This is a genomic window from Roseicyclus persicicus, assembly GCF_012395815.1.
GTDB lineage: Bacteria > Pseudomonadota > Alphaproteobacteria > Rhodobacterales > Rhodobacteraceae > Roseicyclus > Roseicyclus persicicus.
In genome coordinates, this window is record NZ_JAAZQQ010000001.1 from 299,210 (window position 1) to 325,917 (window position 26,708).

At 71.6% G+C, this 26,708-nt stretch carries 31 protein-coding genes and 1 tRNA gene; 18 read left to right on the plus strand and 14 right to left on the minus strand.

Annotated features, from left to right (window positions below; all coding sequences use genetic code 11):
* Positions 1–217: 217 nt before the first annotated feature.
* Positions 218–1,174, minus strand: coding sequence for an L-threonylcarbamoyladenylate synthase (locus HCU73_RS01535; protein ID WP_168621640.1), 957 nt, complete (start codon positions 1,172–1,174; stop codon positions 218–220).
* 131 nt (positions 1,175–1,305) lie between these two features.
* On the opposite strand from HCU73_RS01535, the gene HCU73_RS01540 reads away from it, so the two are divergent.
* The 4 genes from HCU73_RS01540 (at position 1,306) to HCU73_RS01555 (ending at position 4,904) form a co-directional block, all read left to right on the plus strand.
* Positions 1,306–3,000, plus strand: a complete 1,695-nt coding sequence (locus HCU73_RS01540; RefSeq protein ID WP_168621641.1) for an acyl-CoA dehydrogenase family protein — start codon at positions 1,306–1,308, stop codon at positions 2,998–3,000.
* Positions 2,997–4,022, plus strand: coding sequence for an MBL fold metallo-hydrolase (locus tag HCU73_RS01545; protein ID WP_168621642.1), 1,026 nt, complete (start codon positions 2,997–2,999; stop codon positions 4,020–4,022). Before HCU73_RS01540 ends, HCU73_RS01545 begins: the two co-directional genes overlap by 4 nt.
* Before the next feature lie 97 nt (positions 4,023–4,119).
* On the plus strand, positions 4,120–4,260 hold the full coding sequence (locus HCU73_RS01550) for an aa3-type cytochrome c oxidase subunit IV (protein WP_168621643.1): 141 nt from the start codon (positions 4,120–4,122) through the stop codon (positions 4,258–4,260).
* Positions 4,257–4,904 carry a hypothetical protein gene (locus HCU73_RS01555; protein ID WP_168621644.1) on the plus strand — a complete coding sequence of 216 codons (648 nt, stop codon included), beginning with the start codon at positions 4,257–4,259 and terminating at the stop codon, positions 4,902–4,904. Before HCU73_RS01550 ends, HCU73_RS01555 begins: the two co-directional genes overlap by 4 nt.
* A 94-nt stretch (positions 4,905–4,998) precedes the next feature.
* On the opposite strand, the gene rpsU is transcribed toward HCU73_RS01555, so the two are convergent.
* Positions 4,999–5,205, minus strand: a complete 207-nt coding sequence (rpsU, locus tag HCU73_RS01560) for a 30S ribosomal protein S21 (protein ID WP_025310998.1) — start codon at positions 5,203–5,205, stop codon at positions 4,999–5,001.
* Positions 5,206–5,322: 117 nt separating this feature from the next.
* Here rpsU and HCU73_RS01565 point away from each other — a divergent pair, with 117 nt between their 5' ends.
* Positions 5,323–6,012: a COQ9 family protein gene (locus tag HCU73_RS01565; RefSeq protein WP_168621645.1), complete on the plus strand. Its 690-nt coding sequence runs from the start codon at positions 5,323–5,325 to the stop codon at positions 6,010–6,012.
* Positions 6,013–6,092: 80 nt separating this feature from the next.
* Complete coding sequence (locus HCU73_RS01570) at positions 6,093–7,073, plus strand: NAD(P)H-quinone oxidoreductase (RefSeq protein ID WP_168621646.1); 981 nt, start codon at positions 6,093–6,095, stop codon at positions 7,071–7,073.
* 96 nt (positions 7,074–7,169) lie between these two features.
* Here HCU73_RS01570 and HCU73_RS01575 read toward each other — a convergent pair whose 3' ends face one another.
* Positions 7,170–7,778: a CDP-alcohol phosphatidyltransferase family protein gene (locus HCU73_RS01575; protein WP_168621647.1), complete on the minus strand. Its 609-nt coding sequence runs from the start codon at positions 7,776–7,778 to the stop codon at positions 7,170–7,172.
* A 57-nt stretch (positions 7,779–7,835) separates the two neighbouring features.
* On the minus strand, positions 7,836–8,540 hold the full coding sequence (locus HCU73_RS01580; RefSeq protein WP_168621648.1) for an HAD family hydrolase: 705 nt from the start codon (positions 8,538–8,540) through the stop codon (positions 7,836–7,838).
* Positions 8,541–8,633: 93 nt separating this feature from the next.
* Here HCU73_RS01580 and clpS point away from each other — a divergent pair, with 93 nt between their 5' ends.
* The 3 genes from clpS to HCU73_RS01595 are packed head-to-tail and all read left to right on the plus strand — an operon-like array spanning position 8,634 to position 10,833.
* Positions 8,634–8,978 (plus strand): ATP-dependent Clp protease adapter ClpS, encoded by a 345-nt coding sequence (clpS, locus tag HCU73_RS01585; protein WP_168622335.1) that lies wholly within the window; start codon positions 8,634–8,636, stop codon positions 8,976–8,978.
* A gap of 19 nt (positions 8,979–8,997) precedes the next feature.
* Positions 8,998–9,990 (plus strand): class I SAM-dependent methyltransferase, encoded by a 993-nt coding sequence (locus HCU73_RS01590; protein WP_168621649.1) that lies wholly within the window; start codon positions 8,998–9,000, stop codon positions 9,988–9,990.
* Positions 9,991–10,020: 30 nt separating this feature from the next.
* Positions 10,021–10,833: an SDR family NAD(P)-dependent oxidoreductase gene (locus HCU73_RS01595; RefSeq protein WP_168621650.1), complete on the plus strand. Its 813-nt coding sequence runs from the start codon at positions 10,021–10,023 to the stop codon at positions 10,831–10,833.
* An 8-nt stretch (positions 10,834–10,841) separates the two neighbouring features.
* Here HCU73_RS01595 and HCU73_RS01600 read toward each other — a convergent pair whose 3' ends face one another.
* The gene (locus HCU73_RS01600) at positions 10,842–11,423 is read right to left on the minus strand and encodes a DUF4453 domain-containing protein (protein WP_168621651.1); all 582 of its coding nucleotides are present in this window, start codon (positions 11,421–11,423) and stop codon (positions 10,842–10,844) included.
* Positions 11,424–11,554: 131 nt separating this feature from the next.
* Positions 11,555–12,328 (minus strand): DUF1013 domain-containing protein, encoded by a 774-nt coding sequence (locus tag HCU73_RS01605; RefSeq protein ID WP_168621652.1) that lies wholly within the window; start codon positions 12,326–12,328, stop codon positions 11,555–11,557.
* Between the two features lie 128 nt (positions 12,329–12,456).
* Between HCU73_RS01605 and HCU73_RS01610 the strand changes: the two genes are divergently transcribed.
* The 3 genes from HCU73_RS01610 to HCU73_RS01620 all read left to right on the plus strand — a co-directional run bounded on the left by HCU73_RS01610 (position 12,457) and on the right by HCU73_RS01620 (position 13,853).
* A complete protein-coding gene (locus HCU73_RS01610; RefSeq protein ID WP_168621653.1) occupies positions 12,457–13,089 on the plus strand; it encodes a ribonuclease T2 family protein in 633 nt (210 codons plus the stop codon).
* Between the two features lie 66 nt (positions 13,090–13,155).
* Complete coding sequence (locus HCU73_RS01615; RefSeq protein ID WP_168621654.1) at positions 13,156–13,455, plus strand: type II toxin-antitoxin system HigB family toxin; 300 nt, start codon at positions 13,156–13,158, stop codon at positions 13,453–13,455.
* On the plus strand, positions 13,455–13,853 hold the full coding sequence (locus HCU73_RS01620) for a helix-turn-helix domain-containing protein (protein WP_210730449.1): 399 nt from the start codon (positions 13,455–13,457) through the stop codon (positions 13,851–13,853). The genes HCU73_RS01615 and HCU73_RS01620 overlap by 1 nt, the downstream gene beginning before the upstream one ends.
* A 182-nt stretch (positions 13,854–14,035) precedes the next feature.
* Here HCU73_RS01620 and HCU73_RS01625 read toward each other — a convergent pair whose 3' ends face one another.
* The 4 genes from HCU73_RS01625 to HCU73_RS01640 all read right to left on the minus strand — a co-directional run bounded on the left by HCU73_RS01625 (position 14,036) and on the right by HCU73_RS01640 (position 16,265).
* Entirely contained in the window at positions 14,036–14,608 is a 573-nt protein-coding gene (locus tag HCU73_RS01625; protein WP_168621655.1) for a cob(I)yrinic acid a,c-diamide adenosyltransferase, read from the minus strand.
* A gap of 3 nt (positions 14,609–14,611) precedes the next feature.
* Complete coding sequence (locus HCU73_RS01630) at positions 14,612–14,818, minus strand: twin transmembrane helix small protein (protein WP_168621656.1); 207 nt, start codon at positions 14,816–14,818, stop codon at positions 14,612–14,614.
* Between the two features lie 57 nt (positions 14,819–14,875).
* Positions 14,876–15,697 (minus strand): SDR family NAD(P)-dependent oxidoreductase, encoded by an 822-nt coding sequence (locus HCU73_RS01635; protein WP_168621657.1) that lies wholly within the window; start codon positions 15,695–15,697, stop codon positions 14,876–14,878.
* 67 nt (positions 15,698–15,764) lie between these two features.
* Entirely contained in the window at positions 15,765–16,265 is a 501-nt protein-coding gene (locus HCU73_RS01640; protein ID WP_168621658.1) for an SH3 domain-containing protein, read from the minus strand.
* Positions 16,266–16,400: 135 nt separating this feature from the next.
* Between HCU73_RS01640 and HCU73_RS01645 the strand changes: the two genes are divergently transcribed.
* On the plus strand, positions 16,401–18,716 hold the full coding sequence (locus tag HCU73_RS01645) for a DNA topoisomerase IV subunit A (protein WP_168621659.1): 2,316 nt from the start codon (positions 16,401–16,403) through the stop codon (positions 18,714–18,716).
* Between the two features lie 100 nt (positions 18,717–18,816).
* On the opposite strand, the gene HCU73_RS01650 is transcribed toward HCU73_RS01645, so the two are convergent.
* The 3 genes from HCU73_RS01650 to HCU73_RS01660 all read right to left on the minus strand — a co-directional run bounded on the left by HCU73_RS01650 (position 18,817) and on the right by HCU73_RS01660 (position 21,611).
* Positions 18,817–19,188, minus strand: coding sequence for a glyoxalase superfamily protein (locus HCU73_RS01650; protein WP_168621660.1), 372 nt, complete (start codon positions 19,186–19,188; stop codon positions 18,817–18,819).
* 67 nt (positions 19,189–19,255) lie between these two features.
* Entirely contained in the window at positions 19,256–20,074 is an 819-nt protein-coding gene (locus HCU73_RS01655; RefSeq protein ID WP_168621661.1) for a DUF2189 domain-containing protein, read from the minus strand.
* A 163-nt stretch (positions 20,075–20,237) separates the two neighbouring features.
* A complete protein-coding gene (locus HCU73_RS01660; RefSeq protein ID WP_168621662.1) occupies positions 20,238–21,611 on the minus strand; it encodes a cytochrome P450 in 1,374 nt (457 codons plus the stop codon).
* Between the two features lie 124 nt (positions 21,612–21,735).
* Between HCU73_RS01660 and HCU73_RS01665 the strand changes: the two genes are divergently transcribed.
* On the plus strand, positions 21,736–22,380 hold the full coding sequence (locus tag HCU73_RS01665; protein WP_210730450.1) for a hypothetical protein: 645 nt from the start codon (positions 21,736–21,738) through the stop codon (positions 22,378–22,380).
* 130 nt (positions 22,381–22,510) lie between these two features.
* Entirely contained in the window at positions 22,511–23,686 is a 1,176-nt protein-coding gene (gene tuf, locus HCU73_RS01670; RefSeq protein ID WP_168621663.1) for an elongation factor Tu, read from the plus strand.
* Positions 23,687–23,795: 109 nt separating this feature from the next.
* Here tuf and HCU73_RS01675 read toward each other — a convergent pair whose 3' ends face one another.
* Positions 23,796–24,470 (minus strand): lysophospholipid acyltransferase family protein, encoded by a 675-nt coding sequence (locus HCU73_RS01675; RefSeq protein WP_168621664.1) that lies wholly within the window; start codon positions 24,468–24,470, stop codon positions 23,796–23,798.
* Positions 24,471–24,598: 128 nt separating this feature from the next.
* Between HCU73_RS01675 and gndA the strand changes: the two genes are divergently transcribed.
* The 3 genes from gndA to HCU73_RS01690 all read left to right on the plus strand — a co-directional run bounded on the left by gndA (position 24,599) and on the right by HCU73_RS01690 (position 26,652).
* Positions 24,599–26,008: an NADP-dependent phosphogluconate dehydrogenase gene (gene gndA, locus HCU73_RS01680; RefSeq protein WP_168621665.1), complete on the plus strand. Its 1,410-nt coding sequence runs from the start codon at positions 24,599–24,601 to the stop codon at positions 26,006–26,008.
* 57 nt (positions 26,009–26,065) lie between these two features.
* Positions 26,066–26,141, plus strand: a tRNA-Trp gene (locus tag HCU73_RS01685).
* A gap of 175 nt (positions 26,142–26,316) precedes the next feature.
* Complete coding sequence (locus tag HCU73_RS01690) at positions 26,317–26,652, plus strand: SH3 domain-containing protein (RefSeq protein WP_168621666.1); 336 nt, start codon at positions 26,317–26,319, stop codon at positions 26,650–26,652.
* The last annotated feature ends 56 nt before the right edge of the window (positions 26,653–26,708 follow it).

Below are 26,708 nucleotides of genomic sequence, written 5' to 3' on the forward strand. Positions count from 1 at the left end.
CGCCGCCCGCGCGGGTCCCCCCTTGCCCCCGCCGCCCGCCCGGGACCGGCGGGGGTTTTTCGTCGCCTTCGGCGCCGACCCGCCGGGGGGCGCTGCCCCCCGGACCCCCCGGAGTATTTCGGAAGCAAAGATGAGGTGGGGTCTGGCGCCGTGGACAGGTGGTGCGCCTGAGGGCGGGGTCGCGCCGGAAGGGCGTATTTGGGGAAAGATGAAGGGGTCAGCCGCGCGGGGCGGCGGCGCGGCGGAGGCGGTCGTTGATGGCGCGGCCGAGGCCGGTTTCGGGGATCTCGGCGACGCGGATCGCGGGGGCGTGGCGGGCCTCGGCCAGCGCGTCGGCGGTGTGGAGGGTGGCGAAGAGCCTGGCCGCGGCCTCGGCGAGGTCGCCGGTGGCGGAGAGGGTGAGCTCGCCCCCGGTGGGGCCGAAGCCGATGGTGATCTCGCCGGGCTGCGGCTGGCCGCCGAGGTGGAGGGGCGCGCGGGGGGCGTAGTGGCTGGAGAGCTGGCCGGGGGCCTCGACCGCGGCGCCGGGCGTGGTGTCGAGAAGGAGGGGGCCGGTGAGGGGTTCGATCGCCTCGCGCGGGAGGCCGCCTTCGCGCAGGAGGCGGGTGCCGCCCTCGGCGGGGGCGAGGATGGTGGATTCGACGCCGACCGAGGTGGGGCCGGCATCGAGCACGGCGGCGATGCGGTCGCCGAGGCCGGCGGTGACATGGGCCGCGGTGGTGGCGCTGATCCGGCCGGAGGGGTTGGCGGAGGGGGCGGCGACGGGGCCGCCGAAGGCGCGCAGCACCGCCTGCATGGCGGGGTGGGCGGGGACGCGGATCGCCACGGTGGGCAGGCCGGCGGTGACGCGGGGCGGGAGGCCGTGGCCGGGTTTCAGCGGCAGGACCAGCGTGAGGGGGCCGGGCCAGAAGGCGCGGGCCAGCGCCAGCGCGGGGCCGGGGAAGGACGCCAGCGCCTCGGCCGCGGCGAGGTCGGGCAGGTGGACGATCAGCGGGTTGAAGCTGGGCCGGCCCTTGGCCGCGTAGATCGCGGCGACGGCGGTGTCGGAGCGCGCGTCGGCGGCCAGGCCGTAGACCGTTTCCGTCGGCAGGGCGACCAGCGCGCCGCCCCGGAGGAGCGCCGCGGCGCGGGCGTGGCCGTCGCGCGTGTCGGGGAGGATCTCGGGCGCGGGCATCGCTCTGACGTGACGTTCCGGTTGATCGGGGCGGGCGGGCGACCCTAGGTCAGGGACGACCGGGCCGAGGGGGTAGCGCGTTTGCCACGCCCGTGCAATGACAAGGCCCGCACCGACCAGGGAGACCCGCCATGCCCTACCGTGCCCCGACCGCGGAGTTCGAGTTCCTGCTGACCCATGTCGTCGGCTTCGACCGCGTGACCGCGACCGAGCGCCATGCCGAGGCGACGCCCGAGACCGTCCGCGCCCTGCTGGGCGAGGCGGGGCGGATCTGCGAGGAGGTGATCGCGCCGCTGAACCGCGCCGGCGACCTGCAGCCCTCGCGGCTGGAGAACGGGGTGGTGCGCACGCCGCCCGGCTATGCCGAGGGCTACCGGGCGATGGCCGAGGCCGGGATGACGGCGATCTCGGCCGATCCCGAGCACGGCGGGCTGGGCCTGCCGCAGACGGTGGCGACCTGCGTGAACGACATGGCCGGGGCGGCCTGCCTTGCGCTGCAGATGAACCCGCTGATGACGCAGGGCCAGATCGAGGCGCTGGAGCATCACGGGTCGGACGACCTTAAGGCGCTGTACCTGCCGAAGCTGACCAGCGGGGAGTGGTGCGGCACCATGAACCTGACCGAGCCGCAGGCGGGCTCGGACGTGGGCGCCCTGACGACCAAGGCCGAGCCCGCGGGCGACGGCACCTACCGGATCACCGGGCAGAAGATCTACATCTCCTGGGGCGACAACGACTTTACCGGGAACGTGGTGCACCTGGTGCTGGCGCGGCTGCCCGACGCGCCGCGGGGCACCAAGGGGATTTCCCTGTTCCTGGTGCCCAAGCTGATCCCGGACGCGGCCGGCAACCCGGGCGTCGCCAACGCGCTCAAGGTGGTCAGCCTCGAGCACAAGCTGGGCCTGCACGGCAGCCCGACCTGCGTGATGCAGTACGAGGGTGCGACCGGCTGGCTGGTCGGGGCCGAGAACGACGGCATGGCGGCGATGTTCACCATGATGAACAATGCGCGGCTGGGCGTGGCGGTGCATGGCGTGTCGGTCGCCGACGCCGCGACGCAGGCGGCGGTGGCCTATGCGGCCGGGCGCCGGCAGGGGCGGCCGCTGATCGAGGGCGGCACGGGCACGATCCTGGACCATGCCGACGTGCGGCGGATGCTGATGGAGATGAAGGCCGAGACCTTCGCGGCCCGCGCCATGGCGCTGGACCTCGCGGTGTCGATCGACCTCGGCCATGCGGGCGACGCGGCGCAGGCCGCGCGCGCGGCGGTGCTGACGCCGATCGCCAAGGCCTATGGCACCGAGACGGGGATCAAGGTCGCCAACATGGGCATCCAGGTGCATGGCGGCATGGGCTTCATCGAGGAGACGGGCGTGGCGCAGTACCTGCGCGACGTGCGGGTGTCGGCGATCTACGAGGGCACCAACGGGATCCAGGCCATGGACCTTGCGGGGCGCAAGATGTCGGACGGCGGCGCGGCCATCGGCGCGCTGGTCGACGCGGTCGAGGCCGAGGCCCTGGACGCGGGCGGCGACCTCGGCGCCGAGGTGGCCGCGATGGCGGCGGCGCTGCGGGCGGCCACCGGCGACATGCTGGGCCGCGAGCTGAACGACCGGTTCGGCGGCGCGGTGCCCTACATGATGGGCTTTGCCCGGGTGATGGGCGCGCTCTACCACCTGCGGGCGGCGCGCGCGGGCAGCGCGCGGGCGGCGCTGGCGCGGTTCTACATCACGCGGCTCCTGCCCGAGGCGCATGGCCTGTTCGCGCAGGCGCGGCAGGGGGCGGCGGACCTTTACGACCTGTCGCCCGACGACCTCGCGGCATGATCCAGACGCCCATCGACGCGGCCCCGGACCCCGGCGAGGCCATCGAGGTCGCGGACGGCGTGCTGTGGCTGCGGATCCCGCTGCCGATGGTGCTGGACCACGTCAACGCCTACGCGCTGCGCGACGGGGACGGCTGGACGCTGGTCGACACCGGCCTCGACACCCGCCGCATCCGCGCGACCTGGGAGGCGGCGCTGGCCGGGCCGCTGGCGGGCCTGCCGGTGCGGCGCGTCGTCGTGACCCATCACCACCCCGACCACGTGGGCCTGGCCGGCTGGTTCCAGGCGCGGGGTGCCGAGCTCCTGATGCCGCGGACCGGGTGGCTGTTCGCGCGGATGCTGACGCTGGACGAGCAGGCGGTGCCGGGGTCCGAGACCGTCGCCTTCTGGCAGGCCGCGGGGATGGAGGCGGCGCTGCTGGACAAGCGGCGGCAGGAACGGCCGTTCAACTTCGCCGACGTGGTCCACCCCATGCCGCTGGGCTTCACCCGGCTGTCGGACGGCGGGACGCTGACCATGGGCGGCCGCAGCTGGGACATCCGCTTTGGCCAGGGCCACGCGCCGGACCACGCGACGTTCTGGAGCCGCGACGACGCGCTGGTGATCGGCGGCGACCAGCTGCTGGCCACCATCTCGCCGAACCTCGGCGTCTACGCGACCGAGCCGGGCGCCGACCCGGTGGGCGAATGGCTGGCCAGCTGCGCCGGGTTCCAGCCGCTGGCGCGGCCCGACCACCTGGTCCTGCCGGGCCACAAGCTGCCATTCACCGGGCTGCCTGACCGGCTGCGCCAGCTGGTCGACAACCACCACGGCGCGCTGGCCCGCCTGGTGGACCACCTTGCCACGGGGCCGAAGACCGCCGTCGAATGCTTTCCACCGCTCTACAAGCGGCAGATCGACGAGGGCACCTACGGGCTTGCGCTGGTCGAGGCGGTGGCGCATCTCAACCACCTTCTGGCCATCGGCGCGGTCAGCCGCGAGCGGCGCGCCAACGGGGCGTGGCTGTGGCGGCGCGCGGGCTGACCTGCGGCGCCGTGCCCGAGGCTTGAGGGCTGACAGCCGCCGCGGAATGCGCTATCCGGGCCGCAGCGAAACAGGACCCGACGATAGGGGGAATACCATGGGCGATCACTCCCACAAGCAAGGCGAGATGGACATCACCGAGCAGGAGAAGACCTTCGCGGGCTTCATGCGCATGAGCGTGAATGTCGCCATCGTCTGCCTGCTGATCCTCGTCTTCCTGGCCATCTTCGCACGATGATCCGAGCCGGCCGGCTGCTTGCCGCCCTGGTGGTGGTGGCCGCGCTTGCGGGGTGCGCGGCCGAGGAGGTCGTGGCGCCCGAGGCGGTCGTCAGCGCCTCGGCCTACCGGCCCGGCGGCACGCCCACGCTGTCGCTGATCACGATGATCTCGAACCGCAGCGGGTCGGGCGGCCATTCCGCGCTGCTGATCGACGGCGAACAGCGCATCCTGTTCGACCCGGCGGGCAGCTGGCACCACCCGATGATCCCCGAGCGCAACGACGTGCTCTACGGGATGAGCCCGCAGTTCATGGGCTTCTACATGGACTACCATGCGCGCGAGACCTACCACGTGGTCGTGCAGGAGCTGGAGATCAGCCCCGCCACCGCCGCCAGCCTGATCGCGGCGGTGCAGGCCGCGGGCCCGGTGCCGCAGGCGCAGTGCTCGCTGTCGATCAGCCGCGTGCTGAGCCAGACGCCCGGCTTCGAATCGATCGGCACCAGCTGGTTCCCCGCCCGCACGATGGAGCGGTTCGCCCGGCTGCCGGGCGTGCAGGAAAGCCGGATCTACGACGATGATTCCGACGACAACCTGGAGCTGTTGCAGGCGCAGGCTCGCGCCGCGCTGAGCCAGCAGCAGGCCGCCGCCGCCGCCCAGAACTGAACCGCGCCGCGCCGTGGCCGGAAAAACGAAACCCCCGGGCCGGAGGCGCGGGGGTTCTTTTCTTGTGCGGCTCGCAAAAGCCGATCTCTGGCGTTCAGAGAAGCCCTTCGCGCTGGGCCTTCTTGCGCGCCAGCTTGCGGGCGCGGCGGATGGCCTCGGCCTTCTCGCGCGCTTTCTTCTCCGAGGGTTTCTCGTAATGCTGCTTGAGCTTCATCTCACGGAAAACCCCCTCGCGCTGAAGCTTCTTCTTCAGGGCGCGGAGTGCCTGATCGACGTTGTTGTCGCGAACACTGACCTGCATTCTGGTGTCACCACCTTCCTAAGTTAGAGTTGCAGATAAAACGCAGGAGGTGGCCGTATAGCAAAGGCCCCCTAACTTGTCTACTGTCCCCGGACCGACGCAAGGATGACCGCCGCGATGACCGAAACCACCGATCCGAAGGCCCGCCTGATCGAGGCCGCGCTGATGCATGTGCCCTTCGACGGCTGGTCCGAGGCCAGTTTCCGCGCCGCCGCCGCCGATGCCGGGATGACCCCCGCCGAGGCCCGCGCGCTGTGCCCGCGGGGCGCGGTGGACCTGGCGCTGGCCTTCCACGCGCAGGGCGATGCGGCGATGGTCGAGAAGCTGCGCGCGACCGATCTGACCGCGCTGCGCTACAGCGACCGGGTCGCCTTCGCCATCCGCACCCGGCTGGAGCTGGTTGAGCACGACAAGGAGGCGGTGCGCCGGGGCGTGACCCTGTTCGCGCTGCCGATCCATGCCGCGGACGGGGCCCGCGCGCTGTGGCAGACCGCCGACGCGATCTGGACAGCGCTGGGCGACACGTCGGACGACCTGAACTGGTACACCAAGCGCGCGACCCTCTCCGGTGTCTATTCCGCGACGGTCCTCTACTGGCTCGGCGACCAGTCGATGGACCACGCCGCGACCTGGGCCTTTCTCGACCGCCGGATCGACGATGTCATGCGGATCGAGCGCGCCAAGAAGGCGGTGCGCGAGAACAGGCTCCTCAAGCCGCTGATGGCCGGGCCCGAGTGGCTGGCCAGCCGCATCCGGGCGCCGTCCTCGGCGGCGCCGGCCGACCTGCCCGGCCGCTGGCGGGGCTGAGGCGCGGCATCGCCGCCCTTGCCCCCCGACGCATCCCCCGTCATCCCTAGTCCCCGGACGGAGGAGACGGAGGCCACCCCATGCCCGACACCATGCGCGCGATCGAGATTTCCCGCCCCGGCGGCCCCGAGGTGCTGGTGCCCTGCACGCGGCCGGTGCCGGTGCCCGGGTCCGGCCAGATCCTGATCGCGGTCGATCATGCCGGGGTGAACCGCCCCGACGCGCTGCAGCGCGCGGGCGCCTACGACCCGCCCCCCGGCGCGTCGGACCTGCCGGGGCTGGAGGCCGCGGGCACGGTGGCCGCCGTGGGCCCCGACGTGACGCGCTGGCGCGTGGGTGATGCGGTCTGCGCGCTGCTGCCCGGCGGGGGCTATGCCGAATTCGTGCTCACCCACCAGGACCACGCCCTGCCGGTGCCCGAGGGCCTGACAATGGCCGAGGCCGCGGCGCTCTGCGAGACGGCCTATACCGTCTGGTCCAACGTGGTGATGCGGGGCGGCCTGCGCGGCGGCGAGCGGTTCCTCGTCCACGGCGGATCCTCGGGCATCGGGACGACGGCGATCCAGATCGCGGCACAGCTGGGCGCGCGGGTCTTTGCCACCGCCGGCTCGGCCGAGAAATGCGCGGCCTGCGAGCGGCTCGGCGCCGAGCGCGCGATCAACTACCGTGAGGAGGATTTCGTCGAGGTGCTGCGCCGCGAGGGCGGGGCCGACCTGATCCTCGACATGGTCGGCGGCAGCTACCTGCCCCGCAACGTGCGGGCGCTGGCCGATGACGGGCGGCTGGTGCAGATCGCGTTTCTGGAGGGGCCGAAGGTGGAGCTGAACTTCGCCCAGGTCATGGTGCGGCGGCTGACGATCACGGGCTCGACCCTGCGCCCGCAGTCGGACGCCGCCAAGGCCCGGATCGCGGCGGAGCTGGCCGCCCATGTCTGGCCGCTGGTCGCCGCCGGGCGGGTGCGGCCGGTGATGGACCGGGTGTTCCCGCTGGCGGAGGCCGCGGCAGCCCATGCGCGCATGGAATCGAGCGCGCATATCGGGAAGATCGTGCTGAAGGTCTGAGGGCGGCGCGAACCTGCAGTTTCGCGCACCGGAAAACTCGAGTTTTCCGTCTGGGAAAACTGCAGTTTTCCCAGACGTTTTGCTGCAGCAAGACGTCTAGCCCGAGAACGCCCGCCAGCCCGCCGCGAAGCGCGTGATGCCCGTCACCGCGCAGGCCGCGGCAAAGACCAGCGCGATCTCGGCGAAGGCGCCGGGAAACACGCAGAACGCGGCAAAGACCGCGATGGTCTCGGCCCCCTCGGTCAGCCCGCCGAGGTAGAAGATGCCCTTCTGCGGGTAGTCCGCCGCGCTCATTCCCCGCTTCGCCGCCACCGCCGCGAAGGCAAGGAAGGACGTCCCCGACAGCACGAAGCTCGCCACCAGCACGGCGCCGGCCACGGCGTTCGCGCCAGGATCGGCCAGCACGAAGCCCAGCGGAAACGCCGCGTAGAACACGAAGTCGAGCGCGATGTCGAGGAACGCCCCCCGGTCCGTCGGCCCCGTGACCCGCGCCACCGCGCCGTCCAGCCCATCGGCCAGCCGGTTCAGCGCGAGGCCGAGGAGGGCGAGGCCGTACATCCCCAGCGCGGCAGCCCCGGCGGCCCCCAGCCCGACGAGGCAGCCCGCCACCGTCAGCTGGTCGGCCCGGACCCCGCGCGCGGCCAGCCACTGGCCGGGCGGGGCCAGCAGGCGGCGTTGCAGGGGCAGGAGGGCGGCGTCGATCATGGCGCAGACTTGGCTGCCGCGCGCCGCCCGGTCAATCGCCCGCCGGTCACGCTGCCGTCATCGCGCCAGCTCGGCCACCAGCGCCGGCAGCGGCCCGAGGTCGGGCAGTTCCCGGAACCGCGCATGGCCGTCGGGGGGCGCGGCATGTTCCACCACCCAGGTCAGCCCGTGCGGCACGAACACGCCCCAGGCCCCGGCCTCGAGCGCGGGGCGCACGTCCGACTTCATCGAGTTGCCCACCATCATCGCGCGGTCGGCCCCGTCGCCGTGGCGGGCAAAGGCGCCCTCGTAGGTGGCGCGCGATTTGTCCGACACGATCTCGACCGCGTCGAACAGATCACCCAGCCCCGACTGCGCCAGCTTGCGCTCCTGGTCCAGCAGGTCGCCCTTGGTGATGAGGACCAGCCGGTAGGACCCGGCGAGTTCCGCCACCACCTCGGCGGCATGGGGCAACAGTTCGATCGGGTGGCGCAGCATCTCCTGCCCGGCGCTCAGGATCTCGCCGATGACCGGGGCGGGCACGCGGCCCTCGGTCACCTCGATCGCGGTCTCGATCATCGACAGCATGAAGCCCTTGATGCCGAAGCCGTAGTGGCCGAGGTTGCGCCGCTCGGCCGCCAGCAGCCGCGCCTCGAGCGTGTCGCGGTCGGCGTAGTCCCGCAGCAGCCCGGCAAAGCGCTCCTGCGTCAGCCGGTAGAAGCTTTCGTTCTGCCACAGCGTGTCGTCGGCGTCGAAGCCGATGGTGGTGAGCCGGGAAACCATTGCGGAAGGCCCCTCTTTTCTGAATCGCCCGCTGCCTTATATAGTGCGACCATGCACGGCACGACCGGCAAGCCCAGCCCGACTGGAGACGCGATGCAGACCGACCGCTTGCGGATGATGGCGGACAAGCCCAAGACCGAGGGCGAGACCAACGTCATCACCAAGACCAAGCCGAAGACGCAGCGCCCGCCCCTGTACAAGGTGCTGCTGCTGAACGACGACTACACGCCGATGGAATTCGTCGTGCACGTCCTCGAGCGGTTCTTCGGCGTGAGCCATGCCCACGCGGTCGAGATCATGCTGACCGTGCACAAGAAGGGCGTTGCCGTGGTCGGCGTCTTCTCCTACGAGATCGCGGAAACCAAGGTCGCGCAGGTGATGGACTTCGCCCGGCGCAACCAGCACCCGCTGCAATGCACGATGGAGAAAGAGGACTGACGCGTCCTCTGCGACCCGCATGACCCCTGACAGATGGACCCTCGCGCTGGAGGCGGGCGAGCTTGCGCTTCCGCCCGGCCCGGTGCTGGTGCTGCGCGCGCGCGGCGACGGCGACTATGCCGCGCTGGGGCAGGTGCAGTGCGTGCAGGGATTCGCGCCCGACCATGATCGGCTGGCCGCGCGCGGGCTGGCGGTGTCGGTCGAGGTGCCCGAGGGCGAGACCTACGCCGCCGCGCTGGTGCAGATCGTCAAGGCGCGCGCCGGCACGCTGGCCAGCCTCGCCGAGGCGCTGATGGCGCTGCAGCCGGGCGGCCTCCTGATGGTGGACGGCCCCAAGGACGAGGGGATCGAGGCGATCCTGAAGCTCCTGAAATCCGAGTTCGAGATCGACGGCACCTATGCCAAGGCCCACGGCAAGCTGGTCTGGCTGACCCGCCCCGAGGTGTTGCCCGAGGCGGTGATGGGCTGGATGCCCGAGCCGGTCGAGACCGAGGAGGGCTACCTGACCGTGCCCGGCGGCTTTTCCGCCGAGGGGCCCGACCGGGGCTCGGAGATCCTCGTGGCGCTGGTGCCGCCGCTGACGGGGCGCGTGGCCGACCTCGGCGCGGGCTGGGGCTACATCGCGGGCGAGATCCTGTCCGAGCAGGACGGCATCGAGACCCTCGACCTGATCGAGGCCGACCACGCCATGCTGGAGGCCGCCGCCGCCAACATCGACGACCCGCGCGCGCGGTTCCACTGGGCCGACGTGACGCGGTTCCAGCCCGAGGCGGCCTACGACGCCATCCTGGCCAATCCGCCCTTCCACACCGGCCGCCATGCCGACCCGTCGCTTGGCCGTGCGTTCATCGCGGCGGCGGCGCGGATGCTGTCGCCGCGGGGGCGATTTTTCATGGTGGCGAACCGGCATCTGCCCTATGAAGACGCCCTGAAGTCGGCCTTCGGGACGGGGCGGCTTCTGGGGGAACTCGAAGGCTACAAGATCTACGAGGCGGCCAAGCCGAAACGCTGACCGCCGCCAGCCAGGGACCGCATCCGGGACATGACACTTTCCATCCAGGGCAAGACCGCCATCGTGACCGGGGCCGCGAACGGCGTCGGCCTCGCCATCGCGCGGCATTTCGTGGACCGCGGCGCGCGCGTCATGTTCGCCGACCGCGACAAGGTGCGGCTGGCCGACGAATGCGGCGAGATCACCGACGACGCGTCGCAGGTGCAGTATTTCGCGGGCGACCTGCGCGAGAAGCTGACCATCGAGAACCTCGTCTCGGCCACCATCGACGCCTTCGACGGCATCGACATCCTGGTGAACGCGAGCCGCCAGATCCTGCGGACCGATCCGCTGGATCCGGCCGACACCACGGTCGAGGGGCTGCTGGAACAGAACATGTTCACCGCGCTGCGCCTGAGCCAGGCGGTCGCCCGGCGCATGATCGCGCGCGCCGAGGCCGACCCGCGCGACGGCGACGGGGCCATCGGCTCGATCATCAACGTGTCCTCCATCGCCGCGCGGCGCACGCACCCGGACCTGCTGGCCTATTCGGTCGCCGCCGCGGCGCTGGACCAGACCACGCGGTCGCTGGCGCTGGCGCTGGCGCCGCACCGCATCCGGGTGAACGGGGTCGCCTTCGGGTCGATCATGTCCGCGAGCCTGAAGGCGTCGCTGGGTGAGACCTCGGGCCTGCGCGAGGAAATCAAGCAGAACACTCCGCTGGGCCGCATCGCCAGCGCCCGCGAGGTGGCCGGCGCGGTGCAGTTCCTCGCCTCGGAGGGCGCGGGCTTCATCACCGGCGAGGTCATCACCGTGGACGGCGGCCGCACGCTGCTCGACAACGTGACCTTCGCCGCGCACTGAGGCCCGGCTCAGCCCGCCTGCACGTCGCAGGGCAGGGGGCCGGGCGGGAAGTCGGCCCAGCCCCAGAACGCGCCCTTCAGGCTGTCGGGGTCCGGCAGCACCACGATGTAGTCCGACGCGCCGCGCGGGACGTGGCCGAACCCGATGGAGGCGCCGGCCGCGATCGTCCCCGCGACGGGCGCGTCGGGGCGAAGCCCGGTCCGCACCGCCACCGGGGCGCCGCGGTAGCCGATGCAGCCGCTCTCGAAGGGCTCGCGGACGGGGATGTCCTCCATCAGCCGGTAGGGTTCGACCGCGCCGGGGTCCGACAGGGCCGTGCGGGCGGTGTCGACGGCGCAGCCCTCCTCGGTCTCGCGCGCGCGGATCTCGGCGACCAGCGCGGCGAGGTCGGGCCGCAGGTCGGGCGCCCGGGTCGTGCAGTCGGCGTTGTCGAACAGGGCCTGCCCCAGCGGCGAGGTGAAGCAGTAGCCGGCGCGGTCGAAGATCAGGTTGCGGGCGAACCACCAGTCCTCGCAGAGCAGGTCCTGCGCGGCGGCGGGCGCGGCGACCCACAGGGCGGCGAGGCATCCGAGGGCGGCGTGGCGGCGCATGGCGGGATCTCCGGCGGGGCTGCGCCCAGCTTACGGCACGCCGGCGGCTGCTGTCGATCCGGTCCCGTCAAACGCGAACCCCCGGCCGTTGCGGGCCGGGGGCTGCGGGGGGATTGCGCGGCGCGGGACGTTCAGCGGCGGCGGCGATCGTCCTCGTCGTCCTCGTCCTCGTCGTCGGTGTTCGGCAGGTTGAACAGGCTGTCGGCGTCCAGCGCGGCGGCGCGGCGGGTGGTCTCGTCCTCTTCATCGTCCTGCGACAGCGAGAAGGTCTCGAGCCCCGCGATGGCCGAGGGGATGCGCGGCTCGGGCGCCATGCCGAGGCTGGTTTCGGTCGACACCAGCTTCATCCGCTCGTCGTCGGTCATCACGCCGCCCTCGCGGGCCTTCTTGGCGTTGGCCTTCTGCACGGCGGCGTCCAGTTCCGACTGCTTGCACAGCCCCAGCGCGACCGGGTCGATGGGCTGGATGTTGCCGATGTTCCAGTGCGTGCGCTCGCGGATGGTCTGGATCGTCGGCTTGGTGGTGCCCACCAGCTTGGAGACCTGTCCGTCCGACAGCTCGGGGTGGAACTTGACCAGCCACAGGATCGCGGCGGGGCGGTCCTGCCGCTTGGACAGGGGGGTGTAGCGCGGGCCGCGGCGCTTTTCCTCGCCGACGGCGGCGGGGTTGTGCTTGAGACGGAGCTTGTAGGCCGGGTCGGCCTCGCCCTTGGTGATCTCGTCCTGCGTCAGCTGGTTGTTGACGATGGGATCGAAGCCCTTGACGCCCTGGGCCACGTCGCCGTCGGCGATGCCCTGCACCTCCAGCTCGTGCAGCCCGCAGAAATCGCCGATCTGCTTGAAGCTCAGCGTGGTGTTGTCCACGAGCCAGACGGCGGTGGCCTTGGCCATGATCGGTTTGTTCATCGTGATCCGTCCTTCAGAAATGCCTTCTCCCCTGCCGGGCGGGCCGGCGGCGGAGCCTGTCCGCCATTCCTCGATTTCGGGGAAATCCCCGCGTATATAGGCCCCGGCCGTCACGGAGGGAAGAGGAAATGCGGGCACTGGCTTGGGCGCTGATCTGGCTGGGCGGCGCGGCGCTGGCCGAGGGTGAACGCGCGGGGGCGTTCGATTACTACGTCCTGTCGCTCAGCTGGACGCCGTCGTGGTGCGCGCTCGAGGGCGACGACCGCGGCTCGCCGCAATGCGACCAGGGGCAGGGCTACGGCTTCACCCTGCACGGGCTCTGGCCGCAGTACGAGGACGGCTGGCCGAGCTTCTGCCCCACGTCCGAGCGCCCGCCGTCGCGCGCGCAGACCGGGGCGATGGTGGACATCATGGGGTCGTCGGGGCTGGCCTGGCACCAGTGGCGCAAGCACGGGTCCTGCACCGGGCTGTCGGCCGAGGACTACTACCGCCTGTCGCGGCTGGCCTACGAGGCGGTGGCGCGGCCCGAGGTGTTGCGCCGGCTCGACCGCACGGTGCGCCTGCCCGCCGAGGTGGTCGAGGAAGCGTTCCTCGAGGCGAACCCCGATCTCGCCGACGAGATGATGACGGTGACCTGTCGCGCCGGCCATGTGCAGGAGGTCCGCATCTGCCTGACCCGCGGGCTGGAGCCGCGCGCCTGCGGGGCGGATGTGGAGCGCGACTGCACGCTGAGGGATGCGCTGTTTCCGCCGATGCGGTGAGGGGGGTTGACATGTTCCCAAATTGGGAACATCTCTGCCCCGAAGGCATCACGGACACCGCCGGCCATGCGCGTTCTGTCAAAGCGGACGCTCGTCGAGTTCTGGACCCGGCACGCCGCGGCGCGGGCGCCGCTGCAGTTCTGGTACGAGGCGGTCAGCGCGGCCCGCTGGGACCGGCCGCAGGACGTGAAGGACCAGTTCGGGTCTACCGTCGATTTCGTGGGCGACAGCCGGATCGTCTTCGACATCGGCGGCAACAAGTTCCGGCTCGTGGCCCGGGTGGTCTACGCGCCCTATCACCGCGTGATGGTCAAGTTCGTGGGCACCCATGCCGAGTACGACAAGATCGATGTGGAGAAGATCTGATGGATATCCGACCGATCCGGACCGATGCGGACCTCGACTGGGCGCTGGCGCAGGTCGAAGCCTATTTCGATGACCCGCCGGCGCCGGGGACCCCCGAGGCGGACCGCTTCGACCTCCTGAGCGACCTGATCGAGGCCTACGAGAACCGGGAATATCCCATCGACGGGCCCGACCCGATCGCCACGCTGCAGGGATACATGACCCTGACCGGCCGGCGCCCCTCGGATCTGGCCGAGCTGGTGGGCGGGCGTGGGCGGGCGTCCGAGATCCTGAACCGCAAGCGCCGCCTTACGCTGGGGATGATCCAGAGGCTGCACGAGGAATGGCGCATTCCGGCGCGGTCCCTGATCGCGCCCTATCACCTGGAAGCCGGCGGGGAGGCACAGGCGGACTCGTGAGGGGCTGCGCCTGGTTGCAGCCGGATCGGGGCGCGCGCGGGCGGATCCCCCGGGGCTCCGCCCTTCCGGTCGCCGAAGGCTCCACGGGAGCCTTCGCCGCTTTCAGCGGTTCGCGCCCGCCCTTGCGGGCCTGGGCTCCGCCCTTCCGGTCGCCGAAGGCTCCACGGGAGCCTTCGCCGCTTTCAGCGGTTCGCGCCCGGAACCCACAACACGTCGTCGCGGCCGTCGTTGTTGGCGATCCGCCCCGCGACGAAGAACCAGTCGGACAGGCGGTTGAGGTATTTCACCCCCTCGGCATTGATCGATTCGACCGTGCCGAGCTCCACGCTCATCCGCTCGGCCCGGCGCGCCACGGTGCGGCAGACGTGCAGGTGCGCCGACAGCGCCGAGCCGCCGGGCAGGATGAAGCTGCGCAGCGGCTCCAGCCGCGCGTTCATGGCGTCGATCTCGCGTTCCAGCCGGTCGACCTGCGCCGCGACGATGCGCAGGGCGGGGTAGGGGCGTTCGTCGTCCTTTTCCATGTTCGGCGTGCACAGGTCCGCGCCGAGGTCGAACAGGTCGTTCTGGATCGCCTTGAGCCGCTCGGCCATCTCGCCCTCGGCATGGAGGCGCGCCACGCCCAGCGCGGCGTTCAGCTCGTCCACCGTGCCGTAGGCCGCCACGCGCGGCGAATGCTTCGCCACCCGGCTGCCGTCGCCCAGCGCGGTCTCGCCGGCGTCGCCGGTGCGGGTGTAGATCTTGTTCAGCACCACCATGTCTCAGTTCCCCGTCTGGCCGCGGACCCAGACGAACAGCATGATCAGGACCACGGCCCCGAACTGTGCCATCAGGCGCCAGCGCATGTACTTGTTGGACTCCTTCGCCGACTCGGCCGTGCCCTTGCGGAAGGCGTTGATGCCCAGAAGCAGGATGACGAGCACGCCCAGGCAGGCGACGAGGGCGATGATCAGAAGCGGGTCTTGCACGTTGGTTGTCCTTCCGTCCGGTCGAGGCCCGGACCCTAGCGTGTCGCGGGCAAAAGGCTAGAGCCGCGCGACGATCCTGTCCTGCAGCGCGTCGGGCAGGATGCGGGTCAGCACCGCAGCGATGTAGGCTGGCGTGGTGATGTAGTAGCGGCGCCGGGGGCGCGGGCTTTCCAGCGCGTGGATCAGCTTCTTCACCACCGCCTCGGGGCCGAGTTCGAACAGGTCGCGGCCGGCCTCGCGGCGGGCGGTCCACTTGGTGAGGTAGAACTCGGCGTGGCGCGAGCCTTCCGCGTCGATCCAGCGGTCGAACTGCGCCATCGAGCGGTCGCGGAACCCCGAGGTGACCGGCCCGGTGTTCAGGATCGACACGTGGATGCCGGTGCCCTGAAGCTCCACACGCATGCATTTCGTCAGCCCCTCGAGCGCGTGCTTGGTGGCGACATAGGCCGCGCGCCATTTCAGCGCGGTGAAGCCCACCACCGAGGAATGCTGCACGATCCGGCCGCCGCCCTGCGTGCGCATGTGGCGGATCGCGTGGGTCGTCAGCTCGTGCAGGCCGAAGAGGTTGGAGGAAAACACCTCCTCCAGCCCGCCGCGGGGCAGGTCCTCGGCCGCGCCCGGCATCCCGTGGCCCGCGTTGTTGAAGAGCGCGTCGAGGCGGCCGCCCGCCAGCGCGACGGCCTCGGCAAAGCCCGCGGCAATGCTGGCGCTGTCGTGGTGGTCGATGCGGACGGCGGCGAAGCCCGCGGCCTGCAGGGCGGCCACGTCCTCGGGCTTGCGGGCCGAGGCGATGACGGTCCAGCCGCGGGCGCGCAGGCCTTCGCAGGCCGCCCGCCCGATCCCCGAGGAACATCCCGTGATGAGAACCGTCCGCGCCATGGTGGCGCCTCCTTCTGCCCGCGTCGCGCGCCCTGCCTAGGGCAGCGCCGCCGCGGCGGCAACGGTCTCAGTTGACCGGCGCGACGAAGCGGTCGGCCATGTAGCCCTCGACCCCGCCGTCGACGGTGCGGATCTGCACCCAGCCGTTGCCGAGCGCCGCGATCAGCTCGGCCCGTTCGCCCTGCACCAGCGCGTCGAGCACGGGCTGGTCGGTTGAGGGGCCGGCGCGCAGGTTCACGCTGGCCCCGGTGACCTGCACCAGCGGCAGGTCGGGCTGCCCGGCCGAGGCCGAGGCGATCACCGTCTCGGGCGCCCGGGTGGACACGGCGTGGATGGTGTCGCGGTCGGTGACCAGCGCCGCGGGGTCGATCACGGTGGCGATGGCCAGCACCCGGCCGTCGGCGGTGACGAGGCGACCGGTGGGCGTCGGCTGGGCCGGGGCGGTGGCGTCGACGCCCGCCGCGCGTGTCACGTCGACCCCGGGCGCGGCCGCATCGGGCGCGCGCTCGGAAAAGATCACCAGCCCCGCATAGATCGCGGCGCCCAGCATCAGGGTCAGACGCAACATGGCAGCACCAGACAAGCCCCGGTAATTCCTGGGCTTATAGTCCCCACGGGCCCGATTCGCCGACTCCGGAATCCCCGCACAGGGTGTTTCTCGTGGCTGGACGCCGGGCGTGGCCTCGGCTATCACGACATCCTGATGGCGGACCAGGACGACACACAAGATGCAGGGGGCGGCGAGCGCCAGGTCTCCGAGCCTTTGGCGCGCGCCATCGGCTCGCGCTACCTGCAATACGCGCTGTCGACCATCATGCACCGGGCGCTGCCCGACGCGCGGGACGGTCTGAAGCCGGTCCACCGCCGCATCCTCTACGCCATGCGCGAGCTGCGGCTGGCGTCGAACGGGGGGTTCCGCAAGTCGGCCAAGATCTCGGGCGACGTGATGGGCAACTACCACCCGCACGGGGACGCCGCGATCTACGACGCGATGGCGCGGCTGGCGCAGGATTTCGTGATCCGCTACCCGCTGGTCGACGGGCAGGGCAATTTCGGCAACATCGACGGCGACAACCCGGCGGCCTCGCGCTACACCGAGGCGCGCATGACGGCGGTGGCCGAGGCGCTGATGGAGGGCCTCGACGAGAACGCCGTCGACTTCCGCCCGAACTACGACGGCACGCTGGAAGAGCCCGAGGTGCTGCCGGCCGCCGTGCCGAACCTGCTGGCCAACGGGTCGTCGGGCATCGCGGTGGGGATGGCCACCAACATCCCGCCCCACAACCTCGACGAGCTGGTGGCGGCCTGCCTGCACCTGATCAAGGCGCCCGATGCGCGGGACGAGACGCTCCTGACCTACATCCAGGGCCCCGATTTCCCGACCGGTGGCGTGATCGTCGAGCCGAAGGAGAGCATGGCCGAGACCTACCGCACGGGCCGCGGCGCGTTCCGCCTGCGCGCTCGGTGGGTGGTGGAGGATCTGGGCCGCGGGACCTGGCAGATCGTGGTCACGGAAATCCCCTACCAGGTGCAGAAGTCCAAGCTGATCGAGCGGCTGGCCGAGCTGATCCAGCTGAAGAAGGTGCCGATCCTGGCCGATGTGCGGGACGAAAGCGCCGACGACATCCGCATCGTGCTGGAACCCCGATCCAAGAACGTGGACCCCGAGGTGCTGATGGGCACGCTGTTCCGCAACTCGGACCTCGAGACGCGGTTCAGCCTGAACATGAACGTGCTGATCGACGGGCGGACGCCGAAGGTCTGTTCGCTGAAGGAGGTGCTGCGCGCCTTCCTCGACCACCGGCGCGAGGTGCTGATCCGCCGGTCGCGGCACCGGATGGACAAGATCGACCACCGGCTGGAGGTGCTGGAAGGCTTCATCATCGCCTTCCTGAACCTAGACCGCGTGATCGACATCATCCGCTATGACGACGACCCCAAGGCGGCGCTGATGCGCGAGGACTGGGGGCGGGCCTTTGTCCGGGCGACGTCGGAGAAAGACTACGTCACGCCCCCGCCGGGCGACGGCGAGCTGACCGAGGTGCAGGCCGACGCGATCCTGAACATGCGGCTGCGCAGCCTGCGGCGGCTGGAGGAGATGGAGCTGATCCGCGAGCGTGACGCCCTGATGGCCGAGCGCGCGGGGCTTGAGGACCTGCTGGCCGAGGACGCCCTGCAGTGGGCGAGGATCGCCGAGGAGCTGCGCGAGGTGCGCGGCAAGTTCGGCGCCAAGGCGCCGGGCGGCGCGCGGCGTACGTCCTTTGCCGAGGCGGGCGAGATCGAGGAGGTGCCGATCGAGGCGATGATCGAGCGCGAGCCGATCACGGTGGTCTGCTCCAAGATGGGCTGGATCCGCGCCATGAAGGGGCACATCGACCTGTCGACCGAGCTCAAGTTCCGCGACGGCGACGAGGGGCGGTTCCTGTTCCACGCGGAGACGACCGACAAGCTCCTGATCCTGTCCTCCGCGGGGCGGTTCTACACGCTGTCGGCGGCGAACCTTCCGGGGGGGCGGGGCCTTGGCGAACCCCTGCGGCTGATGGTCGACCTGCCCAACGAGGCCGAGATCGTGGACCTGTTCGTGCACCGGCCCGAGGGCAAGCTGCTGCTGGCCTCGTCAGCCGGCGACGGGTTCCTCGTGCCCGAGGCCGAGGTGGTGGCGCAGACGCGGGCGGGCAAGCAGGTGCTGAACCTCGGCGACGGCGTGACGGCGCGGGTCTGCCGCCCGGTGGCGGCGGGCGACGACGCCATCGCGGTGGTGGGCGACAACCGCAAGCTGCTGGTCTTTGCGATGGACGAGCTGCCCGAGATGGCCCGCGGCAAGGGCGTGCGGCTGCAGAAATACAAGGACGGCGGCATGTCGGATGCGCGCAGCTTCCGCAAGGCCGACGGCTTGAGCTGGCTCGACCCCGCGGGGCGGACGCGGACCGAGCCCGACCTGACCGAATGGGATGGCAAGCGGGCGAGTGCGGGCCGCATGGCGCCGCGCGGCTTCCCGCGGGACAACCGGTTCACCTGAGCGCGGCCAGAGTTTTGCAAAACTCTGGCCAAGGTCCTTGCAAGGACCTTGGCACAGCCTTGCAAGGCTGTGGCCAAACTCTTGCAAGAGTTTGGCACGGTCAGCCGTCCCGGGGCTCCGACCAGAACACCAGCCGGTTGCCCGAGGGGTCGGTCACCGCCGCCTCGTCGAGGCCCCAGGGCTGCCGTGTCACACCGGGCCGCGACCGCGGGTAGGGCTTGGCGCGCAGCTCCGCCGACAGGGTGTGCACGTCCGCCACCCCGATCCGCACCGTGGATCCGGGCGTCGCGTCGCCGTGGTGCTCGGACAGGTGCAGTTCGCAGGCGCCCAGCCGCACCGCCAGGTAGAGCGGCGCCGTGGGGTCGAAGCGGTGCTCGAACAGGACCGCGAAGCCGAGGAAGTCCAGGTAGAAGGCCCGCGTCGCGGCCTCGTCGAAGCTGCGCAGGACGGGAATCGGGGATTGGAAGGGCATGGGCGGTCTCCGGTCGGGCCGGTGGAGCCTACACCCCGTGCGCCTGCCGCCAAGCCCCGCCCGAGGCTCAGGCCGCCGGGGGTGTCACGGCCCGCCGGTACAGGTGCCAGGTGGTGTGGCCGAGGATCGGCAGGGTGAAGATGAGCCCGAGGAACGCCGGGACGAGGGACAGGAGCATGGTGACCGAGATGATCGCGGCCCAGGCCAGCATCACCACCGGGTTCTCGGCGACGACCCGCACCGAGGTGATCATGGCGGTGACGATGTCGGTGTCCCGGTCCAGGAGCATCGGCATGGCGACGACGGTCACGGAAAACAGGACCGCCGACAGGGCCGCGCCCACGACCGTGCCGATGGCGAGGAAGGTCCACCCCTCAGGCGTGAAGAAGACGATGGTCAGGAACCCGCCGACATCCGAGAACGAGGAATCCTGCAGGATGATCGCAAGCCACAGCCGCACCTGGTAGCTCCAGACCCAGAACACGAACAGGGTGACGAAGGCCATCCACCCCAGCTCGCGCTTTCGCTGGTTGGCCATGACGGTCAGGATGTCCGCCCAGCCGAAGCCCACGCCCGCCTGCAGCCGGCGGGATATCTCGTAAAGCCCCGCGGCCGCGAAGGGGGCGACCAGCGGAAAGCCGACGGCCGCCGGGATGACCATCCAGATCGCGCCGAGCCAGACCAGGCACCACACGAACAGGATGCCGAAGGCCGCGTAGAACAGGCCGAAGAACCCGCTCATCACGGGCCGCGCGAGGAAGTCGGAGAACCCGGCCTTCAGAGCGGCGGTGATGTCCTCCGCCGTGACCCGGTTGATCGCGGGGGCGCGCCGGTCCTGCGGCGTCGGGTTGTCGGGTGCCGTGGGCCCGTCGCTGGTGGCTGGCATGACACACTCCTCCCAAGGCGTGACGCCGCGCCGGTCCCGCGCCGACGGAACCGGCGGTTGCGGGGACCGAGCTCCTGCAACCGCAAGTCTGCCCCAGGTCCGGCCTCGGGACAACGGGCGTGTCGGGCGTCGGATCGGGCGGGGCAGGCGGGCCGGGCGCCCGTCACGCCCGCGCCACCTCCAGCCAGACGCCCCCCTCGGGGCGCAGCGTCAGGATCATCACCGGCTTGGGCGCGCGCCCCGGCACCGCCGTGAAGCGGAACCGCGCGAGCAGCGTGGCGAGGATCACCACCGCCTCCTGCAGGGCGAAGCGCGCCCCGATGCAGATCCGCGGCCCGTCGCCGAAGGGCAGGTATTGCCAGCGGTCGATGGCGTCGCGCCGCGCCCAGCGGTCGGGGCGGAAGGCGTCGGGCTCCTCCCACAGCCGCCGGTGCCGGTGCAGCCCGTAGACCGGGATCATCACGGTGTCGCCCGGCCGGACGCCGGCGCCCGACAGCCGGTCGGCGGCCCGCGCCGTGCGCGACAGGAAGCCCCCGGGCGGGTAGAGGCGCAGCGATTCCTCCACGATCCGCCGGGTCAGGGTCAGGCGCTCCACGTCCGCCGCCCCGGCCGCGCGGTCGCCCAGCACCGCCTGCGCCTCGTCCCGCGCCGCCGCCTGCACGGCCGGGTCGAAGGCGCAGAGATAGAGCGCCCAGGCCAGCGTCAGGGCGGTGGTCTCGTGACCCGCCACGATGAAGGTCAGCAGGTTCTCGCGCAGCTCGGCCGCCGTCATCTGGCGTCCGGTCTCGGGGTCGCGGGCGCCGATCAGCAGGTCCATCAGGTCGACGCCCGCCCCCGGCCCCCGCGCCGCCCGTCGCGCGATCGCCGCGTCCATCGCGGCCTGCATCGGCGCGAGGTCGCGCACGGCCGCCTGCCGCCCCGGCCGGGGCACCCAGGCGGGCACCCCCAGCACGTCCAGCACGCTGACCCGCGCCGCCCGGTCGACATAGGCGTCGAGCGCCGCGCCCACCGCGGCCCGGTCGATGGCCGCCCGGTCCGACATGGTGACGTCCGCGATCACGTCGAAGGTGGCGGCCACCATCTCGGCCACCGCGTTCACCGCTTGCCGCCCGGCCGCCGCGCCGATCCGCTCGGCCGCGGCCTCGGCCGCCCGCGTCATCACCGGGGTGAGGGCCTCGACGTTGCGCGCGGCGAAGGCCGGCGCCGCCGCCCGCCGCTGCCAGCGCCAGTGGTCGCCCTCGGCCACGAGCAGGCTTTCGCCGATGGCGGGGCGCAGGATCGACTTGGTCGCCTCGGACTTGGGGTAGTCCTCGACCCGCTCCAGCAGCACCCGCCGGATCGCGGCCGGGTCCATCAGCATGTGCCAGCGCTGCGGCCCGGTGCGCCCCGACAGCACCGGAAGCTCCAGCGCCCGGGCCGGGATGATGCCGAGGATGTTCTCGCGCGCCGCCGTGTAGCTGTCGACCACCCCCATCGGCCGGGTCGGCAGCCGCGCCAGAACCGGCAGCCCGGGGGCGTGCTGTGTCAGGTCCGTCATCTTGGTCTCCGGTCGCCACGCAATAGATAGCGCGCGCCCGGCGCGGCTCCAGAAGCTGTCATTTGCGTCTGCGCCCCCCCTGCGCTATCTGACGGGGAACGCAAGACTGACCCCGGAGACGTGCATGTCCGCCCGCCTGACCCGCTTCGCGCCCCTGGCGCTCCTGACGGTGCTCTCCGCCTGCGCGGCGCCGGACCCGCTGACCGACGAGCTGCCGAACATGGGCGACTTCCGCCTCGGCCACAACATCGTGGTGGCCGACAACATGCAGCAGATCCCGCCGTCGCGGAACGCGACACCCGAGGAATGGGTCGAGATCCTGACCTCCGAGATCGACCGCCGCTTCGGGCAGTACGAGGGCGACCGCCTGTATCACATCGGCATCGCCGTCGACGGCTACGCGCTGGCCCCGCCGGGTATTCCGCTGGTGCTGAACCCGCGCTCGGTGCTGGTGTTGTCGGTCAACGTCTGGGACGACGCGCTGGGCGCCAAGCTGCATGACGAGCCCGAGCAGATCCTCGTGCTCGAGGGCGCCTCGTCGGAGACCGCGGTGATCGGGTCGGGCATCGCCCGCACCCGCGAGGAGCAGATGCAGGTGCTCGCCCGGAACGCCGCGCGGCAGATCCAGCGCTGGATGCTCGACAATCCCGAGTGGTTCAGCATCGACCCCGACGCGCCGCCGTTCCGCGAGGCCCCCGTCCCCGAGGCCGCGGTCGAGCCCGTCGCCGAGGCCCCCGCCACCCCCGCGTCGCCGCCCGCCGCCCCCTGAGGGCGGGCGCGCGCCGCCGCGCCGTTATCGGCTTGATTTTTCCCCGCGACCCGACTACCTCGCCCGCGATGTTGAACCGGGCCGCGGGCAGACCTTGCGCGGGCCCCCGAACGCACGAGGCGCCAGCGCGATGGCAAAAGGTAAGTTTGAACGCACGAAGCCGCATGTGAACATCGGCACGATCGGTCACGTGGACCACGGCAAGACGACGCTGACGGCGGCGATCACGAAGTACTTCGGCGAGTTCCGGGCCTACGACCAGATCGACGGCGCGCCGGAGGAGAAGGCGCGCGGGATCACGATCTCGACGGCGCACGTGGAATACGAGACGCCGGCGCGGCACTACGCGCACGTCGACTGCCCCGGCCACGCGGACTACGTGAAGAACATGATCACGGGCGCGGCGCAGATGGACGGCGCGATCCTGGTGGTGAACGCGGCCGACGGCCCGATGCCGCAGACGCGCGAGCACATCCTGCTGGCCCGCCAGGTGGGCGTGCCCGCGCTGGTGGTGTACATGAACAAGGTCGACCAGGTGGACGACGAGGAGCTTCTGGAGCTCGTCGAGATGGAAGTGCGCGAGCTTCTGTCGTCCTACGACTTCCCCGGCGACGACATCCCGATCGTGAAGGGCTCGGCGCTGCACGCGATGAACGGCACGCAGCCGGAGATCGGCGAGAACTCGATCCGCGCGCTGATGGAGGCGGTCGACGCCTACATCCCGACGCCGGTCCGCGCTGTTGACCAGCCGTTCCTGATGCCGATCGAGGACGTGTTCTCGATCTCGGGCCGCGGCACCGTGGTGACCGGCCGGGTCGAGCGTGGCGTGGTGAACGTGGGCGACGAACTGGAGATCGTGGGCATCCGCACGACGCAGAAGACGACCTGCACGGGCGTGGAGATGTTCCGCAAGCTGCTGGATCGCGGGGAAGCGGGCGACAACATCGGCGCGCTGCTGCGCGGCATCGACCGTGACGCCGTGGAGCGTGGCCAGGTGCTGTGCAAGCCCGGCTCGGTGAAGCCGCACACGAAGTTCGAGGCCGAGGCCTACATCCTGACCAAGGAAGAGGGTGGCCGTCACACGCCGTTCTTCGCGAACTACCGCCCGCAGTTCTACTTCCGCACGACGGACGTGACCGGCACGGTTCAGCTGCCCGAGGGCACCGAGATGGTGATGCCGGGCGACAACCTGAAGTTCACGGTCGAGCTGATCGCGCCGATCGCGATGGAAGACGGCCTGCGCTTCGCCATCCGCGAAGGCGGCCGCACTGTCGGCGCCGGCGTGGTGTCGAAGATCATCGAGTGATCTGTGGGGTGCGCCGTCACGGCGCACCTGCAAGACGACAAGGAAAGGGTCGCGCCAGTCGCGGCCCTTTTCTCTTGTCGAGGCGGGGGGCGGCGGGCCGAGGCCCGCCCTACAGGCGACGGTCCGCTTCGGCGGTCACGGTGTCCATGAAGGTGCCCAGCTCGGCGGCCAGCGCCTCGCCCGTCGCCTCGTCGAAGCGTTCGGGCACCGCGCGGTCCCATTCCCGCCAGAGCAGGACCAGCCGGCCGAAGGGCAGGGGGAAATGCATCCGGTCCCAGGTCTTCCAGGTCCAGACCCGACTGCCGGCGAAGGTGAAGACCACGACGGGCACCTGCGCGGCCCGCGCCCACTGGATCGGCGTGACCTTGGCCACCCGCGCCGGCCCCCGCGGCCCGTCGGGCGAGATGCCGATGGACACGCCCTCGCGCAGCCCCTTCAGGACCAGCCGCATCTCGGCCGCGCCCAGCACGCCCTTGGGCATCGGCACCGTGCCGTAGCCGAAGGCGCGGTGGATCCAGCCGACTAGCCGCCCGGCGCGGCCGGCCGAGGTCAGGCTCTGGATGCGGTAGCGCGACAGGTCGAACATCCAGGGCGTCAGCAGGATGCGCTGGTGCCAGCACACGATGATGACCGCGCCATGCCGGTCGACCAGCCGCGCCACGTGGTCCCACCCGTCCGCCTCGCGCCGCGAGGTGGCCCAGACCAGCCGCAGCCAGCCGCCGAACAGCGCGGCGACGGCCCGGTTCACGGCCGGGCTCGAGGCGAGGCGTTTGCGCAGGCTCATGGGTGGCGTCTCTCCCTTGGCCCTTCCTTGGACGGGAATGCCCGCACGGTCAATCTGCGTCCCCGCACTGGCGGGGCGGCGCCGGCTTGCCTAGCTTGGAGGTCAGGACAGCGACGGGAGGCACGCACATGTCGGACACGCGCGACACCGCCGAGATCGGGCTGATCGGGCTTGGGACCATGGGGGCGAACCTCGCCCTCAACATCGCCGAGACCGGCCACCGCATCGCGGTCTGGAACCGGACGCAGGCCCGCACCGAGACCTTCGTGGACGAGGCGGGCGACCTTGCCCCCAACCTCGTGCCGACCGCGTCGCTGGCGGAATTCGTGTCCGCCATCGCCCGGCCCCGCCGGATCATCCTGATGGTGCCCGCGGGCGAGGCCGTGGACGACCAGATCGACGCGCTGCGCCCGCTGCTCGACGCCGGCGACGTGATCGTGGACGCCGGCAACTCCGACTGGCAGGACACCCGCCGCCGGACCGCCGCCGCGGGCGAGATCCTGTATCTCGGCCTCGGCGTCTCGGGCGGGGCCGAGGGCGCGCGCAACGGCCCCTCGATGATGGCGGGCGGGTCCGACCGGGCCTGGGCCGCGCTGGAGCCCGTGCTGACGCTCATCGCCGCCCGCTTCGAGGGCGACCCCTGCGTGGCCCGCCTGGGGCCGGACGGGGCGGGGCATTACGTCAAGATGGTGCACAACGGCATCGAATACGCCGACATGCAGATGATCGCCGAGATCTACGGCCTGATGCGCGACGGCATGGGCCGCGGCGCGGCCGAGGTCGGCGCCGCCTTCGCGCGCTGGAACGAGGGGCCGCTGGCCTCCTACCTCGTCGAGATCACCGCCGCCGTGGCCCGCACCACCGACCCCGAGACCAGCCGCCCGATGCTGGACGTGATCGCCGACCGCGCCGGGCAGAAGGGCACCGGGCGCTGGACCGTCATCGACGCCCAGACCCGCGCCGCGCCGCTGCCCGCCGTCGAGGCCGCCGTGACCGCCCGCGTGCTGTCGGGCGAGGCCGCGGCGCGCGCCGAGGGGGCGGAGATCTTCGGCGCTGCCGGCACGCTGGACCTGTCCGACGCGGATCTTGAGGGCGCGCTGCTGGCGGCCAAGATCCTGGCCTATTCGCAGGGCTTCTCGCTTCTGGCCGCGGCCAGCGCCGAGGAGGGGTGGGACCTGCCCCTGCCGCGCATCGCCGAGATCTGGCGGGCGGGCTGCATCATCCGGTCGGCGCTGCTGGACGAGATGGCCACCGCGCTGACCGAGGTCCCCGGCCAGCGCCTCGCCTTCGCGCCGGCCTTCGCCGACCGGCTGCGCAGCCACCTGCCGGCGCTCCGCCGCACGGTGGCCGCCGCGGTGGCCGCCGGGCTGCCGGTGCCGGCGCTGGCCTCGGCGCTCGGCTACCTCGACACGCTGCGCCAGCCGCGGGGCACGGCGAACCTGATCCAGGCGCAGCGCGACTATTTCGGCGCCCATGGCTTCGAGCGCGTCGACCGCCCCGGACAGACCGGCCTGCACGGGCCCTGGACCGACGCCTGAGCCTGCCGATCCCATCTGGACAAGCCGCGCGTTTCGCCCTATCCCCGCGCTCGGCCTAGGGGTGTAGCTCAGTTGGTAGAGCAGCGGATTCCAAATCCGCAGGCCGGGGGTTCGAGTCCCTCCGCCCCTGCCACTCCGGCCCTCCCGGGTTTGCCGGCCGGCGGCGACGGTGACGGGATCGCGTCGGGCAAAGCCTTCCAGGTCAGAGCAGTTCGGGCGCGGTGAGCGTGGCGTTGACGGGTGTCAACCCGGCGTCCCGCGGTCGGGTCTATGCTGGACGCAGGTTCCCTGCCCGGAGGTCTCCCGCCATGCTCAGGCCCCTTGCCGCCCTCGTCCTTGTCCTCGCCCCGTCGCTGGCCGCCGCGGGCGATTGCACCGGCCATGTCGTCGGGGTGCGGCCCCTGTCCCAGTACAACCATGCCGCCGGCAACGGATTCCTCGCCGTGCGCACCGGCCCCGGCACGCAGTACCCGCAGCTGGGCGAGCTCTATCTCGGCGACGAGATCGCCGTCTGGGCGCGGGAGGGCGGCTGGTACCAGGTGCAATGCATGTCGGGCCGCTGCCTGAACCCGCTGTGGGGCCAGCCGAATCCCAACGGCTGGGTCTCGGGGCGCTACCTGTCGGTGGGCGGGGTGTGCCCGTAACGCCTGCGTTCCCAAACGGAACATGGGCGTGCCGGCCGGCTGGTCCGGGCGGTCCC